15 protein-coding genes are annotated in these 20,550 nt (G+C 74.2%); 6 read left to right on the top strand and 9 right to left on the bottom strand.

All coding sequences use genetic code 11. From position 1 onward, the window contains the following. Positions 1-3 precede the first annotated feature (3 nt). The gene (locus tag ACWGL3_RS10130; protein ID WP_452461164.1) at positions 4-1,404 is read left to right on the top strand and encodes a HAMP domain-containing sensor histidine kinase; all 1,401 of its coding nucleotides are present in this window, start codon (positions 4-6) and stop codon (positions 1,402-1,404) included. 27 nt (positions 1,405-1,431) lie between these two features. Here the strand turns inward: ACWGL3_RS10130 and ACWGL3_RS10125 are convergent, their stop codons facing one another. Beyond that, positions 1,432-2,385, bottom strand: coding sequence for a TAXI family TRAP transporter solute-binding subunit (locus ACWGL3_RS10125; protein WP_267947040.1), 954 nt, complete (start codon positions 2,383-2,385; stop codon positions 1,432-1,434). A gap of 278 nt (positions 2,386-2,663) precedes the next feature. Between ACWGL3_RS10125 and ACWGL3_RS10120 the strand changes: the two genes are divergently transcribed. The 3 genes from ACWGL3_RS10120 to atzF all read left to right on the top strand — a co-directional run bounded on the left by ACWGL3_RS10120 (position 2,664) and on the right by atzF (position 8,805). Further along, on the top strand, positions 2,664-3,434 hold the full coding sequence (locus tag ACWGL3_RS10120; RefSeq protein ID WP_267947039.1) for a GntR family transcriptional regulator: 771 nt from the start codon (positions 2,664-2,666) through the stop codon (positions 3,432-3,434). A gap of 68 nt (positions 3,435-3,502) precedes the next feature. Further along, positions 3,503-7,108 (top strand): urea carboxylase, encoded by a 3,606-nt coding sequence (uca, locus tag ACWGL3_RS10115; RefSeq protein WP_452461163.1) that lies wholly within the window; start codon positions 3,503-3,505, stop codon positions 7,106-7,108. Further along, entirely contained in the window at positions 7,108-8,805 is a 1,698-nt protein-coding gene (gene atzF / locus ACWGL3_RS10110) for an allophanate hydrolase (RefSeq protein ID WP_452461162.1), read from the top strand. Before uca ends, atzF begins: the two co-directional genes overlap by 1 nt. 243 nt (positions 8,806-9,048) lie before the next feature. Here atzF and ACWGL3_RS10105 read toward each other — a convergent pair whose 3' ends face one another. From ACWGL3_RS10105 to nhaA, 3 genes are all read right to left on the bottom strand, one after another. Further along, complete coding sequence (locus ACWGL3_RS10105) at positions 9,049-10,485, bottom strand: DEAD/DEAH box helicase (protein WP_267947036.1); 1,437 nt, start codon at positions 10,483-10,485, stop codon at positions 9,049-9,051. A 253-nt stretch (positions 10,486-10,738) separates the two neighbouring features. Further along, complete coding sequence (locus ACWGL3_RS10100; protein ID WP_267947035.1) at positions 10,739-10,942, bottom strand: cold-shock protein; 204 nt, start codon at positions 10,940-10,942, stop codon at positions 10,739-10,741. A gap of 303 nt (positions 10,943-11,245) precedes the next feature. Continuing rightward, positions 11,246-12,517, bottom strand: coding sequence for a Na+/H+ antiporter NhaA (gene nhaA, locus ACWGL3_RS10095; RefSeq protein WP_267947034.1), 1,272 nt, complete (start codon positions 12,515-12,517; stop codon positions 11,246-11,248). A gap of 229 nt (positions 12,518-12,746) precedes the next feature. On the opposite strand from nhaA, the gene ACWGL3_RS10090 reads away from it, so the two are divergent. Then, positions 12,747-13,625 carry an alpha/beta fold hydrolase gene (locus tag ACWGL3_RS10090; protein ID WP_452461161.1) on the top strand — a complete coding sequence of 293 codons (879 nt, stop codon included), beginning with the start codon at positions 12,747-12,749 and terminating at the stop codon, positions 13,623-13,625. 88 nt (positions 13,626-13,713) lie between these two features. Here ACWGL3_RS10090 and ACWGL3_RS10085 read toward each other — a convergent pair whose 3' ends face one another. The 3 genes from ACWGL3_RS10085 to ACWGL3_RS10075 form a co-directional block, all read right to left on the bottom strand. Then, positions 13,714-15,024, bottom strand: coding sequence for an MFS transporter (locus ACWGL3_RS10085; RefSeq protein ID WP_452461160.1), 1,311 nt, complete (start codon positions 15,022-15,024; stop codon positions 13,714-13,716). Positions 15,025-15,256: 232 nt separating this feature from the next. Continuing rightward, complete coding sequence (locus ACWGL3_RS10080) at positions 15,257-16,477, bottom strand: PucR family transcriptional regulator (RefSeq protein WP_452461159.1); 1,221 nt, start codon at positions 16,475-16,477, stop codon at positions 15,257-15,259. A 347-nt stretch (positions 16,478-16,824) separates the two neighbouring features. Continuing rightward, a complete protein-coding gene (locus tag ACWGL3_RS10075) occupies positions 16,825-17,724 on the bottom strand; it encodes an aminoglycoside phosphotransferase family protein (protein ID WP_267947029.1) in 900 nt (299 codons plus the stop codon). 292 nt (positions 17,725-18,016) lie between these two features. Here ACWGL3_RS10075 and ACWGL3_RS10070 point away from each other — a divergent pair, with 292 nt between their 5' ends. Beyond that, positions 18,017-18,967 carry a fatty acid desaturase family protein gene (locus tag ACWGL3_RS10070; RefSeq protein WP_267950554.1) on the top strand — a complete coding sequence of 317 codons (951 nt, stop codon included), beginning with the start codon at positions 18,017-18,019 and terminating at the stop codon, positions 18,965-18,967. 4 nt (positions 18,968-18,971) lie between these two features. On the opposite strand, the gene ACWGL3_RS10065 is transcribed toward ACWGL3_RS10070, so the two are convergent. Beyond that, on the bottom strand, positions 18,972-19,223 hold the full coding sequence (locus ACWGL3_RS10065; protein WP_352982345.1) for a DUF2795 domain-containing protein: 252 nt from the start codon (positions 19,221-19,223) through the stop codon (positions 18,972-18,974). Between the two features lie 213 nt (positions 19,224-19,436). Then, entirely contained in the window at positions 19,437-20,507 is a 1,071-nt protein-coding gene (locus ACWGL3_RS10060) for an LLM class flavin-dependent oxidoreductase (RefSeq protein WP_267947027.1), read from the bottom strand. Positions 20,508-20,550 lie beyond the last annotated feature (43 nt).

Here is a 20,550-nt window from a genome sequence, read left to right as displayed (position 1 = left end):
CCGTTGCTGCGGCGCCTGCTGGCCCTCCTGCTCCCGGTCGCGTTCGTGATCGTCGCCGCGGTGTTCGTCCCCCTGGGCACGGTCATCGCCCAGCAGCGGACACAGGAGGTGTACGTCGACCGGCTGGGCGACGCGGGGCGGTTCGCCGCCCTGGCCCGCACCGCCCTGGAGACCGACCGGCTCGACCCCCTCGCCCAGGAGATGGCCCACTACGAGGAGCTGTACGCCATCCCGGCCCTCGTGGTCGCGCCCGACGGGCAGATCGTCGTCGGCTCCGGGGACCGGCACCGCATGCGCGACGTCCTCGACGGGGTCCCCGACCCGGGGGCCGTCGACGCCGCGATGGCCGGCGAGCGCCCCGCACCGCCGACCACCGCGTGGCCGTGGAACCCCGATCCGCTGGTGGTCGCCGAGCCCATCGGCCGCGACAGCGAGGTCGCGGGCGCCGTGGTGGTGGTCGCCCCGACCCGGGAGCTCGGCGCCGACATCCTCCAGGTCTGGGGCCTGCTCGGCCTGCTCAGCGTCGTGCCGCTGACGGTGCTGGCGACCGCGTCGCTGCCGCTGTCCCGCTGGGTGCTGCGGCCCATCCGCAGGCTGGACGCCGCCACGACCTCGGTCGCCTCGGGCGACCTCGACGTGCACGTGGACGCCGAGCGCGGCCCCCCGGAGCTGCGCCGCCTCACGGAGTCGTTCAACACGATGGTGGACGTCGTGCGCAGGGCCCTGGAGCGCCAGCGCGCGTTCGTCTCCGAGGCCTCACACCAGCTGCGCAACCCCCTGGCCAGCCTGCGGCTGGCCGTGGAGAACCTCGCACCGCACCTGGAGACCCCCGAGGCCAGGGAGGCCCACGAGATCGCCGTCGACGAGGCGGCCGTCATGCACAGGATGCTCAACTCCCTGCTGGCCGCGACCCGCCTGGAGAGCGTCACCGGGACGGAGGCGGTGGAGGTCGCCGAGGTCCTGGAGAGCCGGGTGGAGCGCTGGAGGGCGCTGGGCGAGGCCCGGGGCGTCTCCGTCACCACCCGTGTCCCCGCCGGGGTCCGGGCGTACGCCCCGGCGGGCGGGCTGGGCAGCATCCTCGACGAACTGGTCAGCAACGCCCTGCGCCTGTCGGGCGGCACCCGCGTGGTGGTGGAGGCCGACGGGGGGGATCCGGTGCGCATCAGCGTCCTGGACGACGGCGAGGGCCTGCCGGAGGAGCAGTACACGGCGGCCCTGGACCGGTTCTGGCGCTCGCCGCGGCACCAGAACACCGAGGGCACCGGCCTGGGCCTGGCGATCGCCGCCGACCTGGTACGGGAGGCCGGGGGGCGGCTCACCCTGGGGACGGGCCTGCCCGGAGGGGAGCGCCGCGGGTTCGGCGTGGTGATCACGCTGCCGCCGGTGCGCGGCTCCGGGGACTGACCGGCCCGGCGAAGGCCCGGCGCCGCCTCAGGCGGGCTTGTTGTCCCGGTACCAGCGCTCGGAACCGGGGTGCAGGGGGACGACGCCGGTGGAGATGCCCGTGCGCACGTTGATCTGCGCGGCCTCCGGGCGCTGGGCCGCCAGCCGCGCCTGGCCGCGGTAGACGGTGTCGGTGACCCGGTAGGCCAGGGCTTCGTCCAGGTCGGCCCGGCACAGGAGCAGGTTGGGGATGGACATGGTCGGGCAGGCCGGGACCCCGGAGTAGGTGGTCGCGGGCAGCGTCGCCGGGAAGTAGGCCTCCGGGTAGGCGTCGGCCATCACGTCGGCCGTGTCCGCCAGGTCGATCAGCCGTACCGCGTGTTTCTCGGCGAGTTCGGCGACGGCCGGGGTCGGCAGCCCGGTCAGCGAGAACATGGCGTCGATCTCCCCCGACGCCAGGGCGTCGGCGGAGGCGGCCTGGTCGAGCCGGACGGTCTCCACGGCCAGGCCGGTCTCCTCCAGGATCTCCGCGACCGTGAATTCGGTGCCGGAGTTGACCGAGCCCACGGACACGCGCAGGCCGTCCAGGTCGGAGAGCTCGCGCACGGGCGAGTCGTCGAGGACGACCAGGTGGACGAAGCTGTCGTAGAGGCGTCCGACGGCGTCGAGCCGGGTGCCCTCGCCGGTGTCGGCCTCGTACGACAGCACCGCGTCGAGGCTGGCGAAACCGAGGTCGGCCGCGCCCTCGTCCAGGAGGTACAGGTTGTCGAGGGAGGCGCCGGTCTGCACCGTCCTCACCTCCAGCTCCGTCAGGACCTCCTGGAGCAGGACGGCGAGCTTCGCGCCGATCTCCCGGAAGACCGCGCCGGGCGGCCCCGTGGCGACGACCAGCTCGGAGAGCCCGTACTCGGGGCCGCGGGAGCAGCCGCCCACGGCCGCGGCGACGGCGGCCCCCGCCGCGCCGAGCAGCACCGTGCGCCGGTTCGGTCCCATCGAATGCATGGATGCAGCTTAGACAGCCCGGGCGGCGTCCGGGGCCGGGGCGCCGGCGCGGGACGCGGGTGTGCCTGCGGGAACGCCGTCCGGTCCGGGGCTCGGGGCCGGGGACGGCCCACCGGTCCGGAACGGCTCCCGCGCCCGCTCCGGACGCCGTCCGCCCCGCACTGCCCCGACCGCGGCGCCCCGTGCATACCGGTGCGAAACACGCGGAAACACGGTGAAACCCAGGCTTCACGGGGAGGCAGGGCCGCCGAAACACGCCCTTCCTAGCGTCGGGCCCCATGGACACACCGATGTATACAGAGGCGGTGCCCGCCCCGGAGGCGCCGCCCGGGGACGGCGTGCGGCGGGCGGGGGATCCGGAGGCCGCCACCGCCACCTCGCGCCGGGACCGCGTCTACGCCCTGTTGCGCGAGGAGGTCCTGAGCGGGCGGATCGCGCCCCGCGTCCGGCTGGGCGAGGTACGGCTCGCCGAGCTCTTCGGCGTCTCCCGCACCCCCGTACGCGAGGCGCTGGCCCGCCTGCACTCCGACGGCCTGGTGGAGCGGCGCGAGAACGGCTTCTACGCCACCGTCCCCAACCTCGCCGAGCTCCGCGACCTCTACGAGCTCCGGGTCACCCTCGAACTCCGCGGCATCTCCCGCGCGATGGAGGACCCCTCCGTCCGGCACGACCCCGGCGTCCTCCGCGCCGAACTGGAGCGGTGGGAGAAGCTCCGCGCCGACGTCCCCGGGCCCGACCCCTCCTTCGTCCTCCTCGACGAGGAGTTCCACGCCGCCGTCTCCCGCGCCTCCGGCAACCGCGCCCTCACCGACTCCCTCGTCTCCGTCAACCGGCGCATCCGCCGGGTCCGCATGTACGACTTCCTCACCGCCGACCGGATCACCTCCACCGTCACCGAGCACATCGGGATCACCGAACACCTCCTCGCGGGCGAACTCGACTCCGCCTACCGCGCCATGCACGAGCACGTCGGCGCGTCCATGGAGGTCGTCCTGGAGCGCGCCCGCCGCGCGCTGACACAGATGGCGCTCCACTCCGACGCCCTCTGACCCGGCGTCCGCGCGCCCGGACGCGCCCGCCCACCGCCGCACAGACCACCGGACCAAGGAGAGCCAGCGTGTTCGACTCCGTGCTCGTCGCCAACCGGGGCGAGATCGCCTGCCGTATCATCCGCTCCGCCCGCGAACTCGGCCTGCGCACCGTCGCGGTGTACTCCGACGCCGACGCGGGCGCCCCGCACACCCGGCTCGCCGACGAGGCCGTGCGGCTCGGGCCGGCCCAGGCCGCCGAGAGCTACCTCGACGCCGGACGCGTCCTGGCGGCGGCCGCGGCGACCGGGGCCGGGGCCGTCCACCCCGGCTACGGCTTCCTGTCCGAGAGCGCCGCGTTCGCCCACGCCGTCGAGGCCGCCGGGCTGGTGTTCGTCGGTCCCGAGCCCCGCCACCTGGAGGAGTTCGGGGACAAGCACACCGCCCGCAAGGCCGCGGCCGCCGCCGGCCTGCCCATGGTCGCCGGCAGCGAGACCCTGCCCGACGTGGAGCAGGCGGCCGCGGCGGCGGAGCGCATCGGCTACCCGGTCATCCTCAAGTCCACCTCGGGCGGCGGCGGGATCGGCCTGCGTCCCTGCGCCGACGAGGAGGCCCTGCGCGCCGCCTTCGACGAGGTCGGCCGGACGGCCGCCACCCACTTCGGCGGCGGCGGCGTGTTCGTGGAGCGGTTCGTGTCCCGCGCCCGCCACGTCGAGGTCCAGGTGTTCGGCGACGGCCGCGGCAACGTCGTCACCCTGGGGGACCGCGACTGCTCCCTCCAGCGCCGCAACCAGAAGGTCGTGGAGGAGGCCCCCGCGCCGGACCTCCCCGACGCCCTGCGCGCCGAGCTCCACCGCACCGCCCGCGAGCTGTGCGCGGGGATCTCCTACCGCAGCGCCGGGACGGTGGAGTTCGTCTACGACACCGAGCGGGGCGAGGCCTCCTTCCTGGAGGTCAACACCCGGCTCCAGGTCGAGCACCCCGTGACCGAGGAGATCACCGGCGTCGACCTGGTCGCGTGGATGCTGCGCCTGGCCCGGGGCGAGGACGTCCTCGCGGACGTGCCCCCGGAGGGGCCGCCGCGCACCGGGCACGCCGTCGAGGCCCGCGTCTACGCGGAGGACCCCGCCCACGGCTTCCGGCCCAGCTCCGGGCTCGTCACCCGCTTCGAGACCCCTCCCGGGGTGCGGGTGGACGGCTGGATCGAGCCGGGCCAGCGCGTCACCAGCGACTACGACCCCCTGCTCGCCAAGGTCGTCGTGCGCGGCTCCGACCGAGCCGACGCCCTCGCCCGGCTCGGCCGTGCCCTCGCGGAGGTGCGCGTCGACGGGCTCCAGACCAACCTGGGCCTGCTGCGCGCCCTGGCCGGGCACGCCGGCGTCCGCGCGGTCGCGCACACCACCGCCACCTGTGCGGAGGTCGGCGACCCGGAGCCCCGTATCGAGGTGGAGCGGGCCGGAACCCTCACCACCGTCCAGGACTTCCCCGGCCGCACGGGCTACTGGCAGGTCGGCGTCCCGCCCTCGGGGGCCATGGACGACCTGTCGCTGAGACTGGGCAACCGCGCCCTGGGCAACCCGGAGGGGGCGCCCGGCCTGGAGTGCACCATCGAGGGCCCGACCCTGCGGTTCTCCGCCCCGGCCACCGTGTGCGTCACCGGGGCGCCCGCCGACGTCACCGTGGACGGGGAGCCGGTCGCCCGGTGGGAGCCGGTGGCGGTCCCCGCCGGAGGCGTGCTCGCGGTGGGCCCCGCCCGCGGCCCCGGCATGCGCACGTACGTGCTGTTCAGAGGGGGGCTGGACGTGCCCGAGTACCTGGGCAGCACGTCCACGTTCACCGCGGGGGAGTACGGCGGCCACAGCGGACGCGCCCTGCTCCCGGGCGACGTCCTGCGCCCCGCGCCCGTCCCGGCGGGGGCGCAGGAGGCCCGTCCGGTCCCGGAGGCCGACCGTCCCGACTTCGGGGTCCGGAGGGGAGGGAACGCGCACTGGGACGTGGAGGTGTCAGAGGGGCCGCACGCCGCCCCCGAGTTCCTGACCCGTGAGGGCCTGGACGCCTTCTACGCCACCGACTGGAAGGTGCACCCCCAGTCCGCCCGCAACGGCGTCCGGCTCTCCGGCCCCAAGCAGTCCTGGGCCCGACCGGACGGCGGCCAGGCGGGCCTGCACCCCTCCAACGTCCACGACACCGCCTACTCCGTCGGCGCCGTCAACCTCTCCGGCGACACCCCCGTGCTCCTCGGCCCCGACGGGCCCAGCCTGGGCGGGTTCGTCTGCCCGGTCACGGTGGTCTCCGGCTCCCGCTGGAAGGTCGGACAGCTCCGCCCCGGCGACACCGTCCGGTTCCACCCGGTCACCGAGGCCGCGGCCGAGCGGCTGCACTTCGAGCCCGCCGCCGCCCCGCTCCTGCGCGCCACCGGCTCCGACGGCGACGACGGCGTCCTCGCCCGCGTCCCGGAGGGCGACGGCCGGCCCGGGGTCACCTACCGGCGCGGCGGCCACGACAACGTCCTGGTCGAGTACGGGCCCATGGAGCTCGACCTGGGCCTGCGCCTGCGCGTCCACGCCCTCATGGCCGCCCTGGACCTGGCCGCGCCCGCCGGGATCGTGGACGTCACGCCCGGGGTGCGCTCCCTGCACCTGCACACCGACCCGGCGGTGCTCCCGCTGCGCACCCTCCTCGGCCTCCTCCGGGAGATCGAGGACGGGCTGCCGCCCACCTCCCGGCTGAGGGTGCCCAGCCGGACCCTGCGCCTGCCCCTGTCCTTCGACGACCCGTCCGTCCACGAGGCCGTCGCCCGCTACCGCACGGGGGTGCGCGACGACGCGCCCTGGAACCCCGACAACATCGAGTTCATCCGGCGCGTCAACGGCCTCGACTCGGTCGACCAGGTCCGCGACATCGTCTTCGACGCCTCCTACCTGGTCCTGGGACTGGGCGACGTGTACCTGGGCGCGCCGGCCGCCACCCCGCTCGACCCCAGGCACCGGCTCGTCACCACCAAGTACAGCCCCGCGCGCACGTGGACCCCCGAGGCGGGGGTCGGCATCGGCGGCGCCTACCTGTGCGTGTACGGCATGGAGAGCCCGGGCGGCTACCAGCTCATCGGCCGCACCGTCCCCATCTGGTCGGGTCTGCGCCAGTACGGGCCGTTCGAGCCGGGGACGCCCTGGCTCCTGCGCTTCTTCGACCGGATCAGCTGGTACCCGGTCGGCCACGAGGAGCTCCTCGACGTCCGCGCCGACCTGCTCGCCGGGCGCCACGCGCTCGACATCGACGAGGGCGAGTTCGTCCTCGCCGACCACGAGCGGTTCCTCGACGAGAACGCCGGATCCATCCGGGCGTTCGAGCGCCGCCAGGCGGCGGCGTTCGAGGCCGAGCGCCGGGCCTGGGAGGCCGCGGGGGAGTTCGAGGACCGGCCCGAACCCGACCCCGTCGTCCCCGCCGCGCCCGACCTGCCGCCCGGCGCGGTCCTGGTCGAGGCGCCCCTGGCCGCCTCCGTCTGGAAGGTCGACGCCGCCCCGGGCGACACGGTGGAGGAGGGCCAGCCCGTGGTCCGCCTCGAAGCCATGAAGCTGGAGGTCGTGGTCCGCGCTCCCCGCGCGGGAAGGATCTCGGACATCCTCGTCACACCGGGCCAGCACCTCGACCCGGGGAGTGCCCTGGCCGTCATCGCACAAGGAGAGCCCGCCTGATGCCCCACCCCACCGACCGCGTCCGCTCCGCCTACCGGAGGATCGCCGGGGCCGACCGGCCCGAGGTATGGATCACCCTGCGCCCCGAGCGGGAGACGGCCGCCGAGGCCGAGGCGCTGGAGGGACGCCTCGCGTCGGGTGAGGACCTGCCGCTGGCGGGGACGCTCCTCGCGGTCAAGGACAACATCGACGTGGCCGGCCTGCCCACCACCGCCGGCCACCCCGGCTACGCCTACACGCCGGAGGCGAGCGCGCCGGCCGTGCGCAGGCTCGTGGACGCCGGCGCGATCGTGCTCGGCAAGACCAACCTCGACCAGTTCGCCACCGGGCTGGTCGGCACGCGCAGCCCCTACGGCGCGGTCCGCAACGCCTTCGACCCCGAACGGGTCTCCGGCGGGTCCAGCTCCGGGTCCGCCGTGGCCGTGGCCCTCGGGATCGCCGACATCGCCCTGGGCACCGACACGGCCGGCTCGGGGCGCGTGCCCGCCGCCCTGCACGGCCTGGTCGGCCTCAAGCCCACGCTCGGCCTGGTGCCGTCGACGGGGGTGGTCCCGGCCGCGCGCCCCTACGACTGCGTCACCGTGTTCTCCCGCGGCCTGGCCCCGGCGCGCGCGGCCCTGGCCGTGATGGCCGGACCCGACGCCGGGGACCCCTTCAGCAGGGACTGGCCCGCCGACGTGCGGCTCGCCCCGCGCGGGGCCGGGCGGGTGGCGGTGCCGACGGCCGAGGGGCTCGCTCCGCTCGGAGGGGCGGAGCGCGCCGCCTTCCGCGCCGCCGCGGACGTCCTGGGCGCGGCCGGGACGGAGGTCGTGGAGGTGGACGTGGCCCCGCTGCTGGAGGCCGCGCGCCTGCTCTACGAGGGCGCGCTCGTCGCGGAGCGCCACGCCGCCGTCGGCGGGTTCCTGGCCGGGCACCCGGAGGGCGCCGACCCCACCGTCGCCGGGATCATCCTGGCCGCGGGGAACCTCCCCGCCCACGCCCTCGCCGCCGACCAGCACCGACTGGCCGCCTACAGGGCGACCGCCCGTGCGCTCCTGGCCGGCTTCGACGCCCTGCTCCTGCCCACCACGGTCGGCCACCCCACGCTCGCGGAGGTCGCCGCGGACCCGGTCGGCGCGAACTCGCGCCTGGGCACCTACACGAACTTCGTGAACCTGCTCGACATGGCGGCGGTGGCGGTCCCGGCGGGGACCGCCGACGGGCGCCCGTTCGGGGTCAGCGTCGTCACCCGGGCGTTCGAGGACCAGGTGGCCCTGGACCTGGCGGCCGACATCACCGGGGAGGAGCGGGGAGAGGCCCTTCCGGGCCCCGGGGCGGAACTGGCGGTGTTCGGCGCCCACCTGCGCGGGCAGCCGCTCCACCACCAGCTCACGGACGCGGGCGCGCGGTTCGTCGCGGAGGACGCGACCAGCGCCGACTACAGGATGGTCGCCCTGCCCACCTCGCCCCCCAAGCCCGGGCTGCTCCGCGTGGCGGAGGGAGGGGGGTCGGTGCGCTGCGAGGTCTGGCGGATCTCGCCGGCGGGCCTCGGGGCGTTCCTGGCCGGGCTTCCCGCTCCCATGTCCCTGGGCTCCGTCACGCTGGCCGACGGGCGTGCGGTGGTCGGCTTCGGGTGCGACCCGGCGGCGGCCGAGGGGGCGGAGGACATCAGCCGCCACGGGGGCTGGCTCGCCTACCTGGAGACACTGGAGGGCTGAACGCCCCGGCCGAGGGACGCTCGCGGACCTCCCGGGAGCGGACGGGGCCGACGCCGGGGTCCCGGGTTCGGGGCCCGGGACCGGGGGAGACCGGTGGGCGCCGCGCCCGGGACGGGCGCGCCACCGCCCGGCGGCCACGTGCCCGGACGTCCCCCGGACACGGGAGCGGCCCCCCTCCGCGCACGGAAGGGGGCCGCTCCTCGTTCAGCCGGTTCGGTGCCCCGGGGACACCGGGGCGCCGGATCAGCGGCGCGGGCGCCGCCTGCCCCGCGACGGGGGCCTGTTGGACCGGGAGGCCTCCTGGCGGGGCTCCGCCGGGAGCGTCACCGGCACGCCCGAGGGCGTGCGGGCGCCGGTCACCCGGGCCAGCTCCGGGTCCTGCGAGCTGACCTGCGCGGTCGTCGCCTCGATCTGCGCCCGGCTCATCAGCCGCGCCATCTCGCGGCGCTGGCTGGGCAGGACGAGCGTGACCACGTTGCCGGACTCGCCCGCGCGGGCGGTACGGCCGCCGCGGTGCAGGTAGTCCTTGTGGTCGGTCGGCGGGTCGATGTTGACGACCAGGTCCAGGCCGTCGATGTGGATGCCCCGGGCCGCCACGTTGGTCGCGATCAGCGCGGTCACCGTGCCCTCCTTGAACTGCTTGAGGGTCCGGGTGCGCTGCGGCTGCGACCGGCCGCCGTGCAGGGCCGCCGCACGCACGCCGTTGGCGAGCAGGTGCTTGGCCATCTTGTCCACGGCGTGCTTGGTGTCGAGGAACATGATCACCTGGCCGTCGCGGGCGGCGATGTGCGTCGCCGTGGCCTGCTTGTCGGTGTTGGACACGTGCAGGACGTGGTGCTCCATGGTGGTGACCGCGCCCGCGGTCGGGTCCACCGAGTGGACGACCGGGTCGTTCAGGAAGCGGCGGACCAGCGTGTCGACGTTGCGGTCCAGCGTCGCGGAGAACAGCATCCGCTGCCCGCCGGACGGCACCTGCTGGAGGATCGCGGTGACCTGGGGCATGAACCCCATGTCGGTCATCTGGTCGGCCTCGTCCAGGACCGCCACGTCCACCTGGTCCAGGGCGCAGTCGCCCCGCTCGACCAGGTCGCGCAGGCGGCCGGGGGTGGCCACGACCAGTTCCACGCCCTGGCGCAGGGCCCGGGCCTGGCGGGAGATCGGCATCCCGCCCACGACGGTGGTCAGGTTCAGCTTGAGCGAGCGCGCGTAGGGCGCCAGCGAGTCGGCCACCTGCTGGGCCAGCTCCCGGGTGGGGGCCAGGACCAGCGCCAGCGGGCGGTGGGGCTGCGCGGTCCGTCCCTCCAGGCGGGCGAGCAGGGCGAGCCCGAAGGCCAGCGTCTTGCCGGAGCCGGTCTGGCTGCGGCCCAGGACGTCGCGCCCGACCAGCGAGTTGGGCAGGGTCGCGGCCTGGATGGCCGACGGGGTCGTCAGGCCCTGGCGGGCCAGGGTCGACTTCAGCGGCGCGGGCATGTCCAGTTCCTGGAACGTGGACACGGGGTCGAGCGCCGGGGTGGTGGAGACGGGGAGGGCGAACTCACCGGCCGGACGGCCGGAGGGGCCCCTGCCGCCGCCCGGGGGGCGGCCGGAGGACCTGGGGGGCCGGGAGCGTCCGAAGGAGCCGCCGTGGCCGCCGCCTGTGGAGGAGCGCCGTTGTCCGTTCACGCGGGACGGATGGTTCATACGAGCCTTTCGTCGACGGCGCGTGCCGGTCGAGGAAGCCTCTGGGAGCTTCGACGTGGAGCATCGGTGGTGCGCCGGAAGATTCTGCGGTTTCCACGGCCCACGCGGAGAACACGCTGTGGGGTGGGGTGGTGCGGACCGGTGCCTGTCGGAAGTCGACGGCCAGAAGACCGGTCCAGAAAAACATGAAAAAGGGACAGAGGCCCAGCACCCGTAGGGCGGGCCTCTGTCACGACTGCAGCGCGGGGCTCAGTCAGAGCAGGGTGATGTTCTCAGCCTGGAGACCCTTGGGGCCCTGGGTGGCGTCGAACTGCACGGCCTGACCTTCCTGGAGCTCGCGGAAGCCGGTGGCCTGGATGTTGCTGTAGTGGGCGAAGACGTCGGGGCCGCCGCCGTCCTGCTCGATGAAGCCGAAGCCCTTGTCACCGTTGAACCACTTGACGGTACCGGTAGCCATGTTTTCTCCTTCGTTCTGGGCAAGGAAAACCGCAATCTGACGGTTTCCCCGTCACCGTGATGACCACCCGAATAACGAACCCTGAAGAAGACCCAGCCTGAAGGCCGAACAACGCAAAATCCAACGGGAATCACAACTGCAACTTCCATGAACTTAGCACACCCCGGTTTCGGTGTCGCGGGAATTGTCGTGTGTGTCAAGGCACGGTGGCAGCTGGTATCGATCGGCCCGCCGCGGGCGTTGGACGGTGTCCGCGCGATGTGGCAGGTGGGGCGCCGGCCCCGCCGGGACCGGCGCCCGGGCTCACTCCCCGGCCGTCTCCGTGGGGGCCGTGGCGCGCATGAGCCGCCTGTAGTGCCGGGACCGGGCGCCCAGGACGACCGCGGCCAGCACGGTCGCGACCAGGGACGCGAGGAGCACGCCCGTCTTCGCGTGCGCCAGGTGCTCCGGGGAGTCGGCGAACGACAGCTCGGTGATCAGCAGGGACACGGTGAACCCGATGCCCGCCAGCTGGGACATGCCGACGATGTCGATCCACTTCAGGCTCGGGTTGAGCTCGGCCCGGGTGAGCTTCGTGGTCAGCCAGGAGCCGCCCGCGATACCGACGACCTTGCCCACGACGAGCCCGGCGATGATGCCCATCGCGGCGGTGTCGGTGAGGACCTCCCCGACGCCGTCGAACACCACGCCCGCGGAGAAGAACGCGAAGATCGGCAGCGCCAGCCCGGCGGACCAGGGGCGCAGCACGTGCTCCACGCCGTGGCTGGGGTCGTGCGCCTCCCCGGGCAGCTTCGTGGTCCGCATCAGCAGGCCCATCGCCACACCGGCGATCGTGGCGTGCACACCGCTCTCGTGCACCAGGCCCCAGACGACGAGGGCCAGGGGGACGTAGACGATCCAGTTGGGCAGAGCGGAGGCGTTGAGCTTCGCGGCCAGGCCCTTGCCGCGCTGGAGGTACCAGAACAGCACCAGGCCCGCGGCGGCGGCGAGCAGCGCGAGGAAGTTGATGCCGGAGGTGTAGAACACCGCGATGACGACGACCGCGCCGAGGTCGTCCACGATCGCCAGGGTCAGCAGGAACGTGCGCAGGGCCGGCGGGAGGCCGCGGCCGACGACCGCGAGGATCGCGACCGCGAAGGCGATGTCGGTCGCCATCGGGATGCCCCATCCCTGGACGGTGTCCGGGGAGGTGGCGTTGATCGCCGCGTAGATCGCGGCCGGCACGACCATGCCGCAGACCGCGGCGACGATCGGCAGCATCGCCCTCCGCGGGTTGCGCAGCTCGCCGTGCACGAATTCCTGCTTGAGCTCGTTGCCGACGACGAAGAAGAACACGGCCAGCAGGCCGTCGGCCGCCCAGGTCTCCAGGGACAGGTCGAGGTGCAGCGACGCGGGACCGAAGGTGATCGCGCGCAGGTCCTCGTAGGCCCCGCCGAAGGGCGAGTTGATCCACACGAGGGCGAGGACCGCCGCGCCGATCAGGAGGAAACCGCCGACGGTGTCGCTGCGCAGGGTGTCCGCGAAGCGGGAGAGCGGTCCTCCGGTCGGGATGGACTGGTTCGGGTCGAGGCTCATGGGCAGCTTTCCGGGACATGGGTCGGGGACTGCCGACCAGTCTTCCCGGCACACCTAGGCGCCGTCGCGCCGCGCCCATGCTCGCCGAAGATGGGGCGAATGTCCACTCCAGAGGCCTGTGTCCGTTCCTGGAGGGCGCGCCGGGACGCGTCGAGTACAGTGCTTCGGAGGTGTGCCGGGAAGACTGGTCGGCGGTTGCTGTCGCCTATCCGGAAACAACAGGTGTCCGATGTCCGAGTCCAGCCCTCACGGCGCCCACATCTACCGATCCCCCGCCGGCGCCCGCGCGATCCGCGCCTGGTGCGAACAGCGGATCTCGGGTTGGCCCTCCCTCCGGTCGCTGCCCGAGCTCGCCACCGCACTGGGCCCGACACGGGCCTTCCGGGCGCCGGGGGGCGACGCGACCCCCGTGCTCGTCCTCAGCGGGACCAACTTCAACTCGGCGACGTCCGTGGACACCGCGAGGATCATCGCCCGCGACCGTCCGGTCATCCTCGTCGACCTGCCCGGCCAGCCGGGCCTCAGCGTCGGGGTCCGGCCGAGGTCGGACCGCGCGGCGGCCTACGGCGCGTGGTTCGACGAGGTGCTGCCCCTGCTGACCGCGCGGCCGGTCACCGTGCTCACGCACTCGCTCGGCTCCGCCGTGGCCCTGGCGGCGAAGCCCTCCCCGTTGGTCCACGCCGTGGTGATGGTCGGGCCCGCGGGTCTGACCTCGGCGGCGAAGACGTCCGAGCTGATGCGCGCCACCCTGCCGTGGATGATCGGTCCGCGGGACGACAAGAGCACCCGCCTGCTCAACTTCATGAGCGGTCCCTCCTACGCCGCGTCGGGGACGCACCCCTTCGCCCCGTGGATGACGCTGGTCGGGCGCCACTGCCGCACCAGCCTGGCCCCGGGGCCGCTGCCGCTGGAGTGCCTGCGCCCCTGGGAGAACACCCCGGTCGTGGTGGCCACCGGGTCCGACGACGCCTTCTACTCCCCGGCGCGCCTGCACGGACCGGCCCGGCGCTTCCTGGACGCCGACGTGGTCGTCATGGAGGGCGCGGGCCACCTCGCCATGAACGAGCAGCCCGAGCGGGTCGCGGAGCTGCTGCGGTCGGTGGACTGAGGGCGCGAACGGGCGCCCCGGCCCGACACGGCGGAGGGGCGGCCCCGCGCAGTGCGCGGAACCGCCCCTCCGCCGGTGCGGGGCCGGATCAGACCGCCTCGCCGGCGCGCTCCAGCTCGGCCTTGGAGGCGCGGTGGGCCAGCGACACGGCGACGATGGAGATCAGGGCCGTGAACACCAGGTAGACGGCGATCGGCACCCACGAGTCGTCGAACCGGGACAGGAGCCAGGTCGCGATCAGCGGGGCCGTGCCGCCCGCGAGGGCTGCGCCGATCTGGTAGCCCAGGGTGACGCCCGTGTACCGGACCCGGGTGGAGAAGATCTCCGAGCTCAGGGTGCCGATGGTCGCGGTCACCGGCGCCCAGAACACGCCCAGGCCGATCACGGTGGCCAGGACCAGCACGGCCACGCTGCCGGTGCCCAGCATGAGGAAGTACGGGACGGCGAACAGCGCCAGGAGGACCGCGCCGACCAGGTAGACCTTCTGGCGGCCGAAGGTGTCCGAGAGGCGGCCCGACAGCGGGATGCGCACCGTCGCGACGATCGCGCCGACGGTCACGGCGTTGAGCGCGGCCGTGTTGTCGAAGGACAGGGTGCCCGTGGCGTAGCTGACGACGAACGTGCCGAAGATGTAGAACGGCGCGGTCTCCACGACCTTGGCGCCGACGGCGACCAGCACGGCGCGCCAGTGGAAGCGGAAGGTCTCCACGACGGGCAGCTTGGCGACGTTCCCCTCCTCCTTGGCCTTCCGGAAGGACGGGGTCTCGTCGATGCCGGAGCGGATCCACAGGCCCAGGAGCACCAGCAGGACGCTGCCGACGAACGGCACCCGCCACCCCCACGCCTCGAACTGGGCCTCGGGCAGCAGGGACATGAGGGTGAGGGCGAGGCTGGCCAGCAGCATGCCCAGGGTGATGCCCATCTGCGGGACGCTGCCGAAGAAGCCGCGGCGCCCCTTGGGCGTGTACTCGTAGGCGAGCAGCAGGGCGCCGCCCCACTCGCCGCCGATGCCCATGCCCTGGACGATCCGCAGCACGACGAGGAGGACCGGGGCGAGGACGCCGATGCTGTCGTAGGTGGGCGGCAGGCCGAGGCCCATCGTCGCGCCGCCCATGAGGGAGAGCGTGATGATCAGGGTCTTCTTGCGGCCGATCCGGTCGCCGATGTGCGAGAAGACCACGGCGCCCAGCGGACGGATGAAGAACGTCAGCGAGAAGGTCAGGTACGACAGCATCAGCGAGACGAGCGGGTCGTCCGAGGGGAAGAACAGCTTGTCGAAGACCAGGGCCGCTGCGGTGCCGTAGAGGAAGAAGTCGAACCACTCGATCGTGCTGCCGGTGAGGCTCGCGACGAGGACCTTGGCCCTCGGTGGCCGTGCCTGCGTGGTGTCCGCGCTCATGTCCAGAGCTCATGCCGGGGTCGGGGATTTCGCGGGCCGACGAGGGGAGGGTCCGCGAGTATGGCCGGGATCCTAGGTCCGGGTGGCGTGCGCCACCGTTGTCAGAACGGACGACATGGGCGGGGCAGCGGTGTCGGTTCCGACAATCCGGTCCCCGGGGAGCGCCGGAGGGCGGCTCCCGTGACCGGGCGGAGACCGCACGGGAGCCGTACCGCGATGCGCCGCGCCGCGTTCAGGCCCTGAGCGTGATCGCCGCGAGGAGCCGCTGGTCGGCGTCGTCCAGGTCGAGCCCGGTCAGGGCGCAGATCCGCCGGACCCGGTGCCGGAGCGTGTTGGGGTGGACGTGCAGCCTCCCGGCCGCCGCCGTCACGTCGCCGAAGGCGTCCAGGTACGCGGACAGCGAGCGGCGCTGCTCACCGTCCAGTACGTCGAGCCGGTCGTCGCGCAGCCGGGGCATGTCGGCGAGGGTGTCGAACAGGTCGCGCAGCACCACGGAGGAGCGGACCTCATCGAACGCGGTCACGCGCCGCTCGGGGCGGTCCGCGACGACGTCGAGGGTCCGGCTGGCGACCTTCTTCAGGGAGGGCACCGCGCGCATCCTCGGGGCGGTCCCCGCCACGGCGGCCTGCACCGGCGTGCCCAGGTTGTCCCGCAGGACCGACACCAGCTCGCCGGCCCACGCGGCCGGGCTCCGGCCGGTGGTCGCGGGGAGCAGGACGTACAGCAGCCCGCAGGCGGGGACGACCAGCGCGTCCCTGCGGTAGGCGGACGCGTACACGGAGGTGATCTCCGCGGCCTGGTCCAGCAGCCAGGGGAGGTCGGCCTCCGGGCCGCGCAGGGCGAGGGCGACCACCGCGACCGGGGTGGAGGGGTCGGCCCCCAGGTGGCGGGCGAGCGCGTCGGTGTCGAAGGCGCCGGTCAGCAGGCCCACGGACAGCTCCCCGGTGTCGCGCCCCGTGCTGCGCGCCCCGCTGTTGGCGCGCATGACGTGCACCGCGGCCAGCCGTGCCGCGCCGTGCAGCACCTGGACGCTGGCGGGTGCGAGCGGGCGGTCGCCGACCTGGACCCATATGGTGCCGAGCGCGCGCTCCCCGGCCCGTACGCCCACGACGAGGCGCCGGGCGGCGCCGAGGTCGGGGCGCTCGGCGACCTGGACGACCTCTCCCGCCCAGAGGCGCTCGTTGACGCCCCACTCGCGCATGTGCGCCAGGAACGACTCGGGGCAGCCCCGGCCGAGGATGGTCTGCCTGCGCAGCTCGTCCGCGCCCTCGTCGGACGCGGAGTAGGCGAGGAACTGTCCCCCGGCGTCCTCGATGCTGACGAGGCCCCCGGTCAGTGTCGCGACCGTCCGCGCGAGCGAGAACAGGTCGCCGTGGCGGGACTCGGTCTCCTCGGCCTCCAGGACGGACCGGGCCAGGACGGCGAACTCCTCGGGGCCGACGGAGGGCTCCACGGAGAGGACGGGCAGGCCGAGGTCCGGAGGCCGGCGGCGTCGTCCCCGAGGGCGGCCACGGCGCTCGCGCCCTGGAGCCCGGCCCGCGCGGCGGGGGCGGACCCGCCGGCGGGGACGACGACCGGGGACGCGGCGGGCACGGGGACGCCCTCGCCCGCCACGACGACCGTCCGCACGAGCGCGCCGAGCCCCCGGGGAGCGGCGACGAGCCCGTGGACGGCCCCGTCGAGTGCCTCCATCAGCGCTTTGACGGTCAGGCCGGTCTTGCTCACGTTCCGCTCCGGGGGTCGATCCGCACTGGTCGGAACCATTGTGCGCCTTCGGCCGGTAAGCCCGCCGACGGGCGGTCAGGGGCGGTCGGGGCCCAGGACCTGGTCGACGGTGTGCGCGCCCACCGCGGCCAGGAGCGGGTCCTCGTTCGTGGAGGCGGCCAGGAGCGAGCCGAAGGAGACCGCCCAGGCGCGGGCGCGGTCCCAGGTGGCGGGGTCCACGGGGGAGAGGCGCTCGCGCTCGGCGCGGAACTCCGCGCGCCCGGGGGCGTCGAACATCATCCACGCCGCGGCCAGGTCCGTGGCGGGGTCTCCGGAGGCCAGGTCGCCGAAGTCCAGGACCGCGGCCAGGCCGGGCGCGCCGTCGGCGGGCGCGAGGACGTTGGCGGGGTGCAGGTCGCCGTGGATCCACACGGGCGGCCCCTGCCAGGCCGGGGCGGCCGACAGGCGCTCCCACAGGCGCAGGAGCTCGTCGGCACGGGGGACGATCCCTCCGGCCAGCCGTTCGCGGACCCGCGCGTCGCGGGAGGCCAGGGGGACGCCGCGAACCGGGTTGGCCGGTGCGTCCCCGGGGGCCGGGACGTGCATCCGGGCCGTGAAGGCGGCCAGCGGCCCGGCGAGGCGCCCCCGCTCGGCGGAGGGCAGGGAGGCGGCGACGCGGCCCTCGAACCACGGGACGACCGACCAGGGCCACGGGTACCCGCGGCCGGGCCGCCCCATCCGGACGGGCGCGGGGACGGGGAAGCCGACGCGCGCGGCGACCGTGCCGAGCCAGCGCTGCTCGTTGGCGGCCAGGACCGCCGCGCTCCCGCGCCGCGGGAGCCGCACGGCCAGGTCGTCCCCCAGGCGGAGGACCACGTTGTCCCAGCCGTGTGAGCACGGGACCAGGGGCAGGCCGGCCAGGTCCGGGTGCTGGTCCCGGAGCAGGCCGGCGACGAGTCCGGCGGTGACGGCGACCTCGGCGGGGGGAGTGCGCATGGACCCATCATCCACCGGCCCCGGCGGGGCGGGCACCCGGCGAGGGCGCCGCGGCCCGGAGGATGGTAAGCACTTCCGCCGCAGGGCGCAGGGGTGCACGCACCCCGAAAAGTCAGCGTGGCCGTGCCATGGTCCGAGCCGTCCGCTGCGCCTAGTGTTATATAGGACACATGAGTGATTCGTTCACCTTTGCAGGGGAGAGAGCATGCTCGACGCCGAGGCGACGACCCTAGGCCGACGTCGGGGCAGTGACTTCGCCCAGCTGTCCCGCCGTGTCCAGGAAGCCGGTCTGATGGAGCGGACGCCGGTGTACTTCGCCGTCCGGCTCTCCCTGATCGGGCTGTCCTTCGCCGGCGTGTGGGCGGCCTTCTTCCTCCTCGGCGACTCCTGGTGGCAGATGCTCACCGCCGTCGCCATGGCCGCCGTCTTCGGACAGGTCGGACTGGTCTCCCACGAGCTGGCCCACCTCCAGATCTTCCGCGGGCGCCGCGTCAGCGAGGCGTTCGGCAGGGTCGTGGGCAACCTCGGCATCGGGCTCGGCTACGGGTGGTGGCAGGACAAGCACACCCGGCACCACGCCAACCCCAACCACGAGGAGCTCGACCCCGACGTCCAGCCGGACATCTTCGTGTGGTCCGAGGAGCAGGCCCACGCCGCCAGGGGCGTGCCCGCCTTCCTCGGCCGCCGGCAGGCGTTCCTGTTCTACCCGCTCCTGCTCCTGGAGGGCCTCAACCTGCACGTGGGCAGCGTGCGCGCCCTGTTCCGGCCGAGCACCAAGCAGCGGGTCCTGGAGGGCGTGCTCCTCGCGGGGCACTTCGCGCTCTACCTCGGCGCGGTGTTCACGGTCCTCCAGCCCCTCCAGGCCCTCGCGTTCATCGCGGTCCAGCAGGGGCTGTTCGGGGTCTACCTCGGCTGCATCTTCGCCCCCAACCACAAGGGCATGCCCACGCTGAAGAAGGGCGAGAAGCTCGACTTCCTCCGCAAGCAGGTGCTGACCTCGCGGAACGTGCGGGGCGGCTGGTTCACCGACCTCGCCCTCGGGGGCCTCAACTACCAGATCGAGCACCACCTGTTCCCGAACATGCCCAGCCCGAACCTGCGCCGGGTCCAGCCGCTGGTGCGCGACTACTGCGCGGAGATCGGCATCCCGTACCACGAGACCGGTTTCGTGCGCTCGCACATCGAGGCGCTCACCCACATGCACAGGGCCGGGGCCCCGCTGCGCGCCGCCGCGCGGGCCTGACCGCTCAGGGGCGCTCCCCGCGCTCCCGCGCCCGGGCCGACTCGGTCCGGGCGCGCTCGGTCTCGGGCAGCGGGACCGCCCGCAGGACCTCCCCGGCCTCGTAGAAGTCGGCGGACGGCATCGCGCGCAGGGCGCTCAGGATCTCCTCGTCGCCGCCCTCGTCCAGGGCGCGGGCGACGATCCGGTCCTTGTCCGCCGGGAACTCCATCCGGTCCAGGATCTGCCGCAGCCCGCTGATACCGCGTTTGACGCCCATGTCGGTCCCCCCGGAGAGCGAGAGGGTCCGCCCGCGCCGCGCCCCGGAGGGGGCGGGGCGCGGGCGGACCCGCTGATGCACGTACTGGTGACTACCCGGCGGCGGAGCGCCCCAACCCCGGGGCCCGCCGGCCGCGACCGGCCGGGGAGCCGGGACGGCGCCCCGCCAGGGGCGCCGCGTGTCCCCGCGGACCGGCGCGGGGCCCGGCGCCGCTCAGCCCTGACGGAGCCGGGGCATGACCTGCTCCCCGAACGCGGCCAGGTCGGCGTGGTAGTCCGGGAAGATGAGCATGAGGCCGTCCAGTTCGGCGTACTCGACCATCTCGCGGATCCGGCCGGCCACCGTCTCCGGCGACCCGGTCACGAACGGGGTCTGGAACGCCTCGTCCTCCGGGCGCTCGGAGGTCAGCGACAGGGCCCTGTCCAGGGGCAGGCCCCAGGAGAGCTTCATGTTGACGATCGCGTCCACGTCCGCGCCCCGGCCGTACCTCAGCCGGCGCTCCTCGGCCGCGGCGTCGGTCTCGTCCATGATGACGGTGAGCATCGAGTAGGTCCGGATGCTCCGGCCCCGCTTGTCGGCCCGCGCCTTCACGTCGAGGCTGGCCTCGCGCAGGCCGGGCAGGTCCTGCGCGGTCAGGAACGAGCCGTCGCAGTGCCGGGCCTGGAAGTCGAGCCCCGTGTCGGAGCGCCCCGCGCTGATGAGCGTGGGCGCGGGGTCGGGGTGCGGCCTGGAGCGGCAGTCGTCGAGCTGGAAGAACTCGCCGTCGTGGGTGACGGAGTCCTCCGTCCACAGGCGTCTGAGGACGGTGGCCCACTCCTCCGTGTACCGGTACCGGTCGGCGTGGCCGAGGTCGTCCCGCCACAGGCCCATCTGCGCGAACTCGTCGGCGTAGGACCCCACGACGATGTTCATCCCGGCCCGCCCCCCGCTCACCTGCTGGAGGGTGGTGTACATCTTCGCGGCCAGGGCCGGGTGGAACAGGTTCGTGTGGACGGTCGCCCACACCTTGACGCGCTCGGTCGCCTCGGCGAGTCCCGACATCATCGTCATGGACTCCAGGGTGCGCCCCCAGTGGTCGGTGGCCCCGTCGTACCCGCGCCACTTGCCCATGGACATGACGAAGTCGAGCCCGTGGGCCTCGGCGAGGATCGCGGCCTTCTTGTTGTACTCGTACGTGGCCTGCGGATGCGGTGCCGTCTCCGACACGATCCAGCCTCCGTTACCGATGGGCAGGAAGATCCCGTACTCGGTGTCGGCGGTCGGGGCGCCGCCTGGTGCTGCCATCCTGTGGGCTCCTAGTTCTCTGGCGGCGCGTCGTCGCGCCGCC

The sequence above is a fragment of the Nocardiopsis sp. NPDC055824 genome (assembly GCF_053616335.1).
Note: the sequence above shows the minus strand (reverse complement) of the source record. Positions and strands in the feature narration are given on the sequence as shown.

Bases quoted from the DNA above. Each gene is read 5' to 3' on its own strand.
- ACWGL3_RS10085 (WP_452461160.1), bottom strand. From the start codon at position 15,024: ATGAGCGCGGACACCACGCAGGCACGGCCACCGAGGGCCAAGGTCCTC.
- ACWGL3_RS10125 (WP_267947040.1), bottom strand. From the start codon at position 2,385: ATGCATTCGATGGGACCGAACCGGCGCACGGTGCTGCTCGGCGCGGCG.
- ACWGL3_RS10070 (WP_267950554.1), top strand. From the start codon at position 18,017: ATGGAGCGGACGCCGGTGTACTTCGCCGTCCGGCTCTCCCTGATCGGG.
- ACWGL3_RS10065 (WP_352982345.1), bottom strand. From the start codon at position 19,223: ATGGGCGTCAAACGCGGTATCAGCGGGCTGCGGCAGATCCTGGACCGG.
- ACWGL3_RS10060 (WP_267947027.1), bottom strand. From the start codon at position 20,507: ATGGCAGCACCAGGCGGCGCCCCGACCGCCGACACCGAGTACGGGATC.
- ACWGL3_RS10090 (WP_452461161.1), top strand. From the start codon at position 12,747: ATGTCCGAGTCCAGCCCTCACGGCGCCCACATCTACCGATCCCCCGCC.
- ACWGL3_RS10120 (WP_267947039.1), top strand. From the start codon at position 2,664: ATGGACACACCGATGTATACAGAGGCGGTGCCCGCCCCGGAGGCGCCG.
- atzF (WP_452461162.1), top strand. From the start codon at position 7,108: ATGCCCCACCCCACCGACCGCGTCCGCTCCGCCTACCGGAGGATCGCC.
- ACWGL3_RS10075 (WP_267947029.1), bottom strand. From the start codon at position 17,724: ATGCGCACTCCCCCCGCCGAGGTCGCCGTCACCGCCGGACTCGTCGCC.
- nhaA (WP_267947034.1), bottom strand. From the start codon at position 12,517: ATGAGCCTCGACCCGAACCAGTCCATCCCGACCGGAGGACCGCTCTCC.
- ACWGL3_RS10105 (WP_267947036.1), bottom strand. From the start codon at position 10,485: ATGAACCATCCGTCCCGCGTGAACGGACAACGGCGCTCCTCCACAGGC.
- ACWGL3_RS10100 (WP_267947035.1), bottom strand. From the start codon at position 10,942: ATGGCTACCGGTACCGTCAAGTGGTTCAACGGTGACAAGGGCTTCGGC.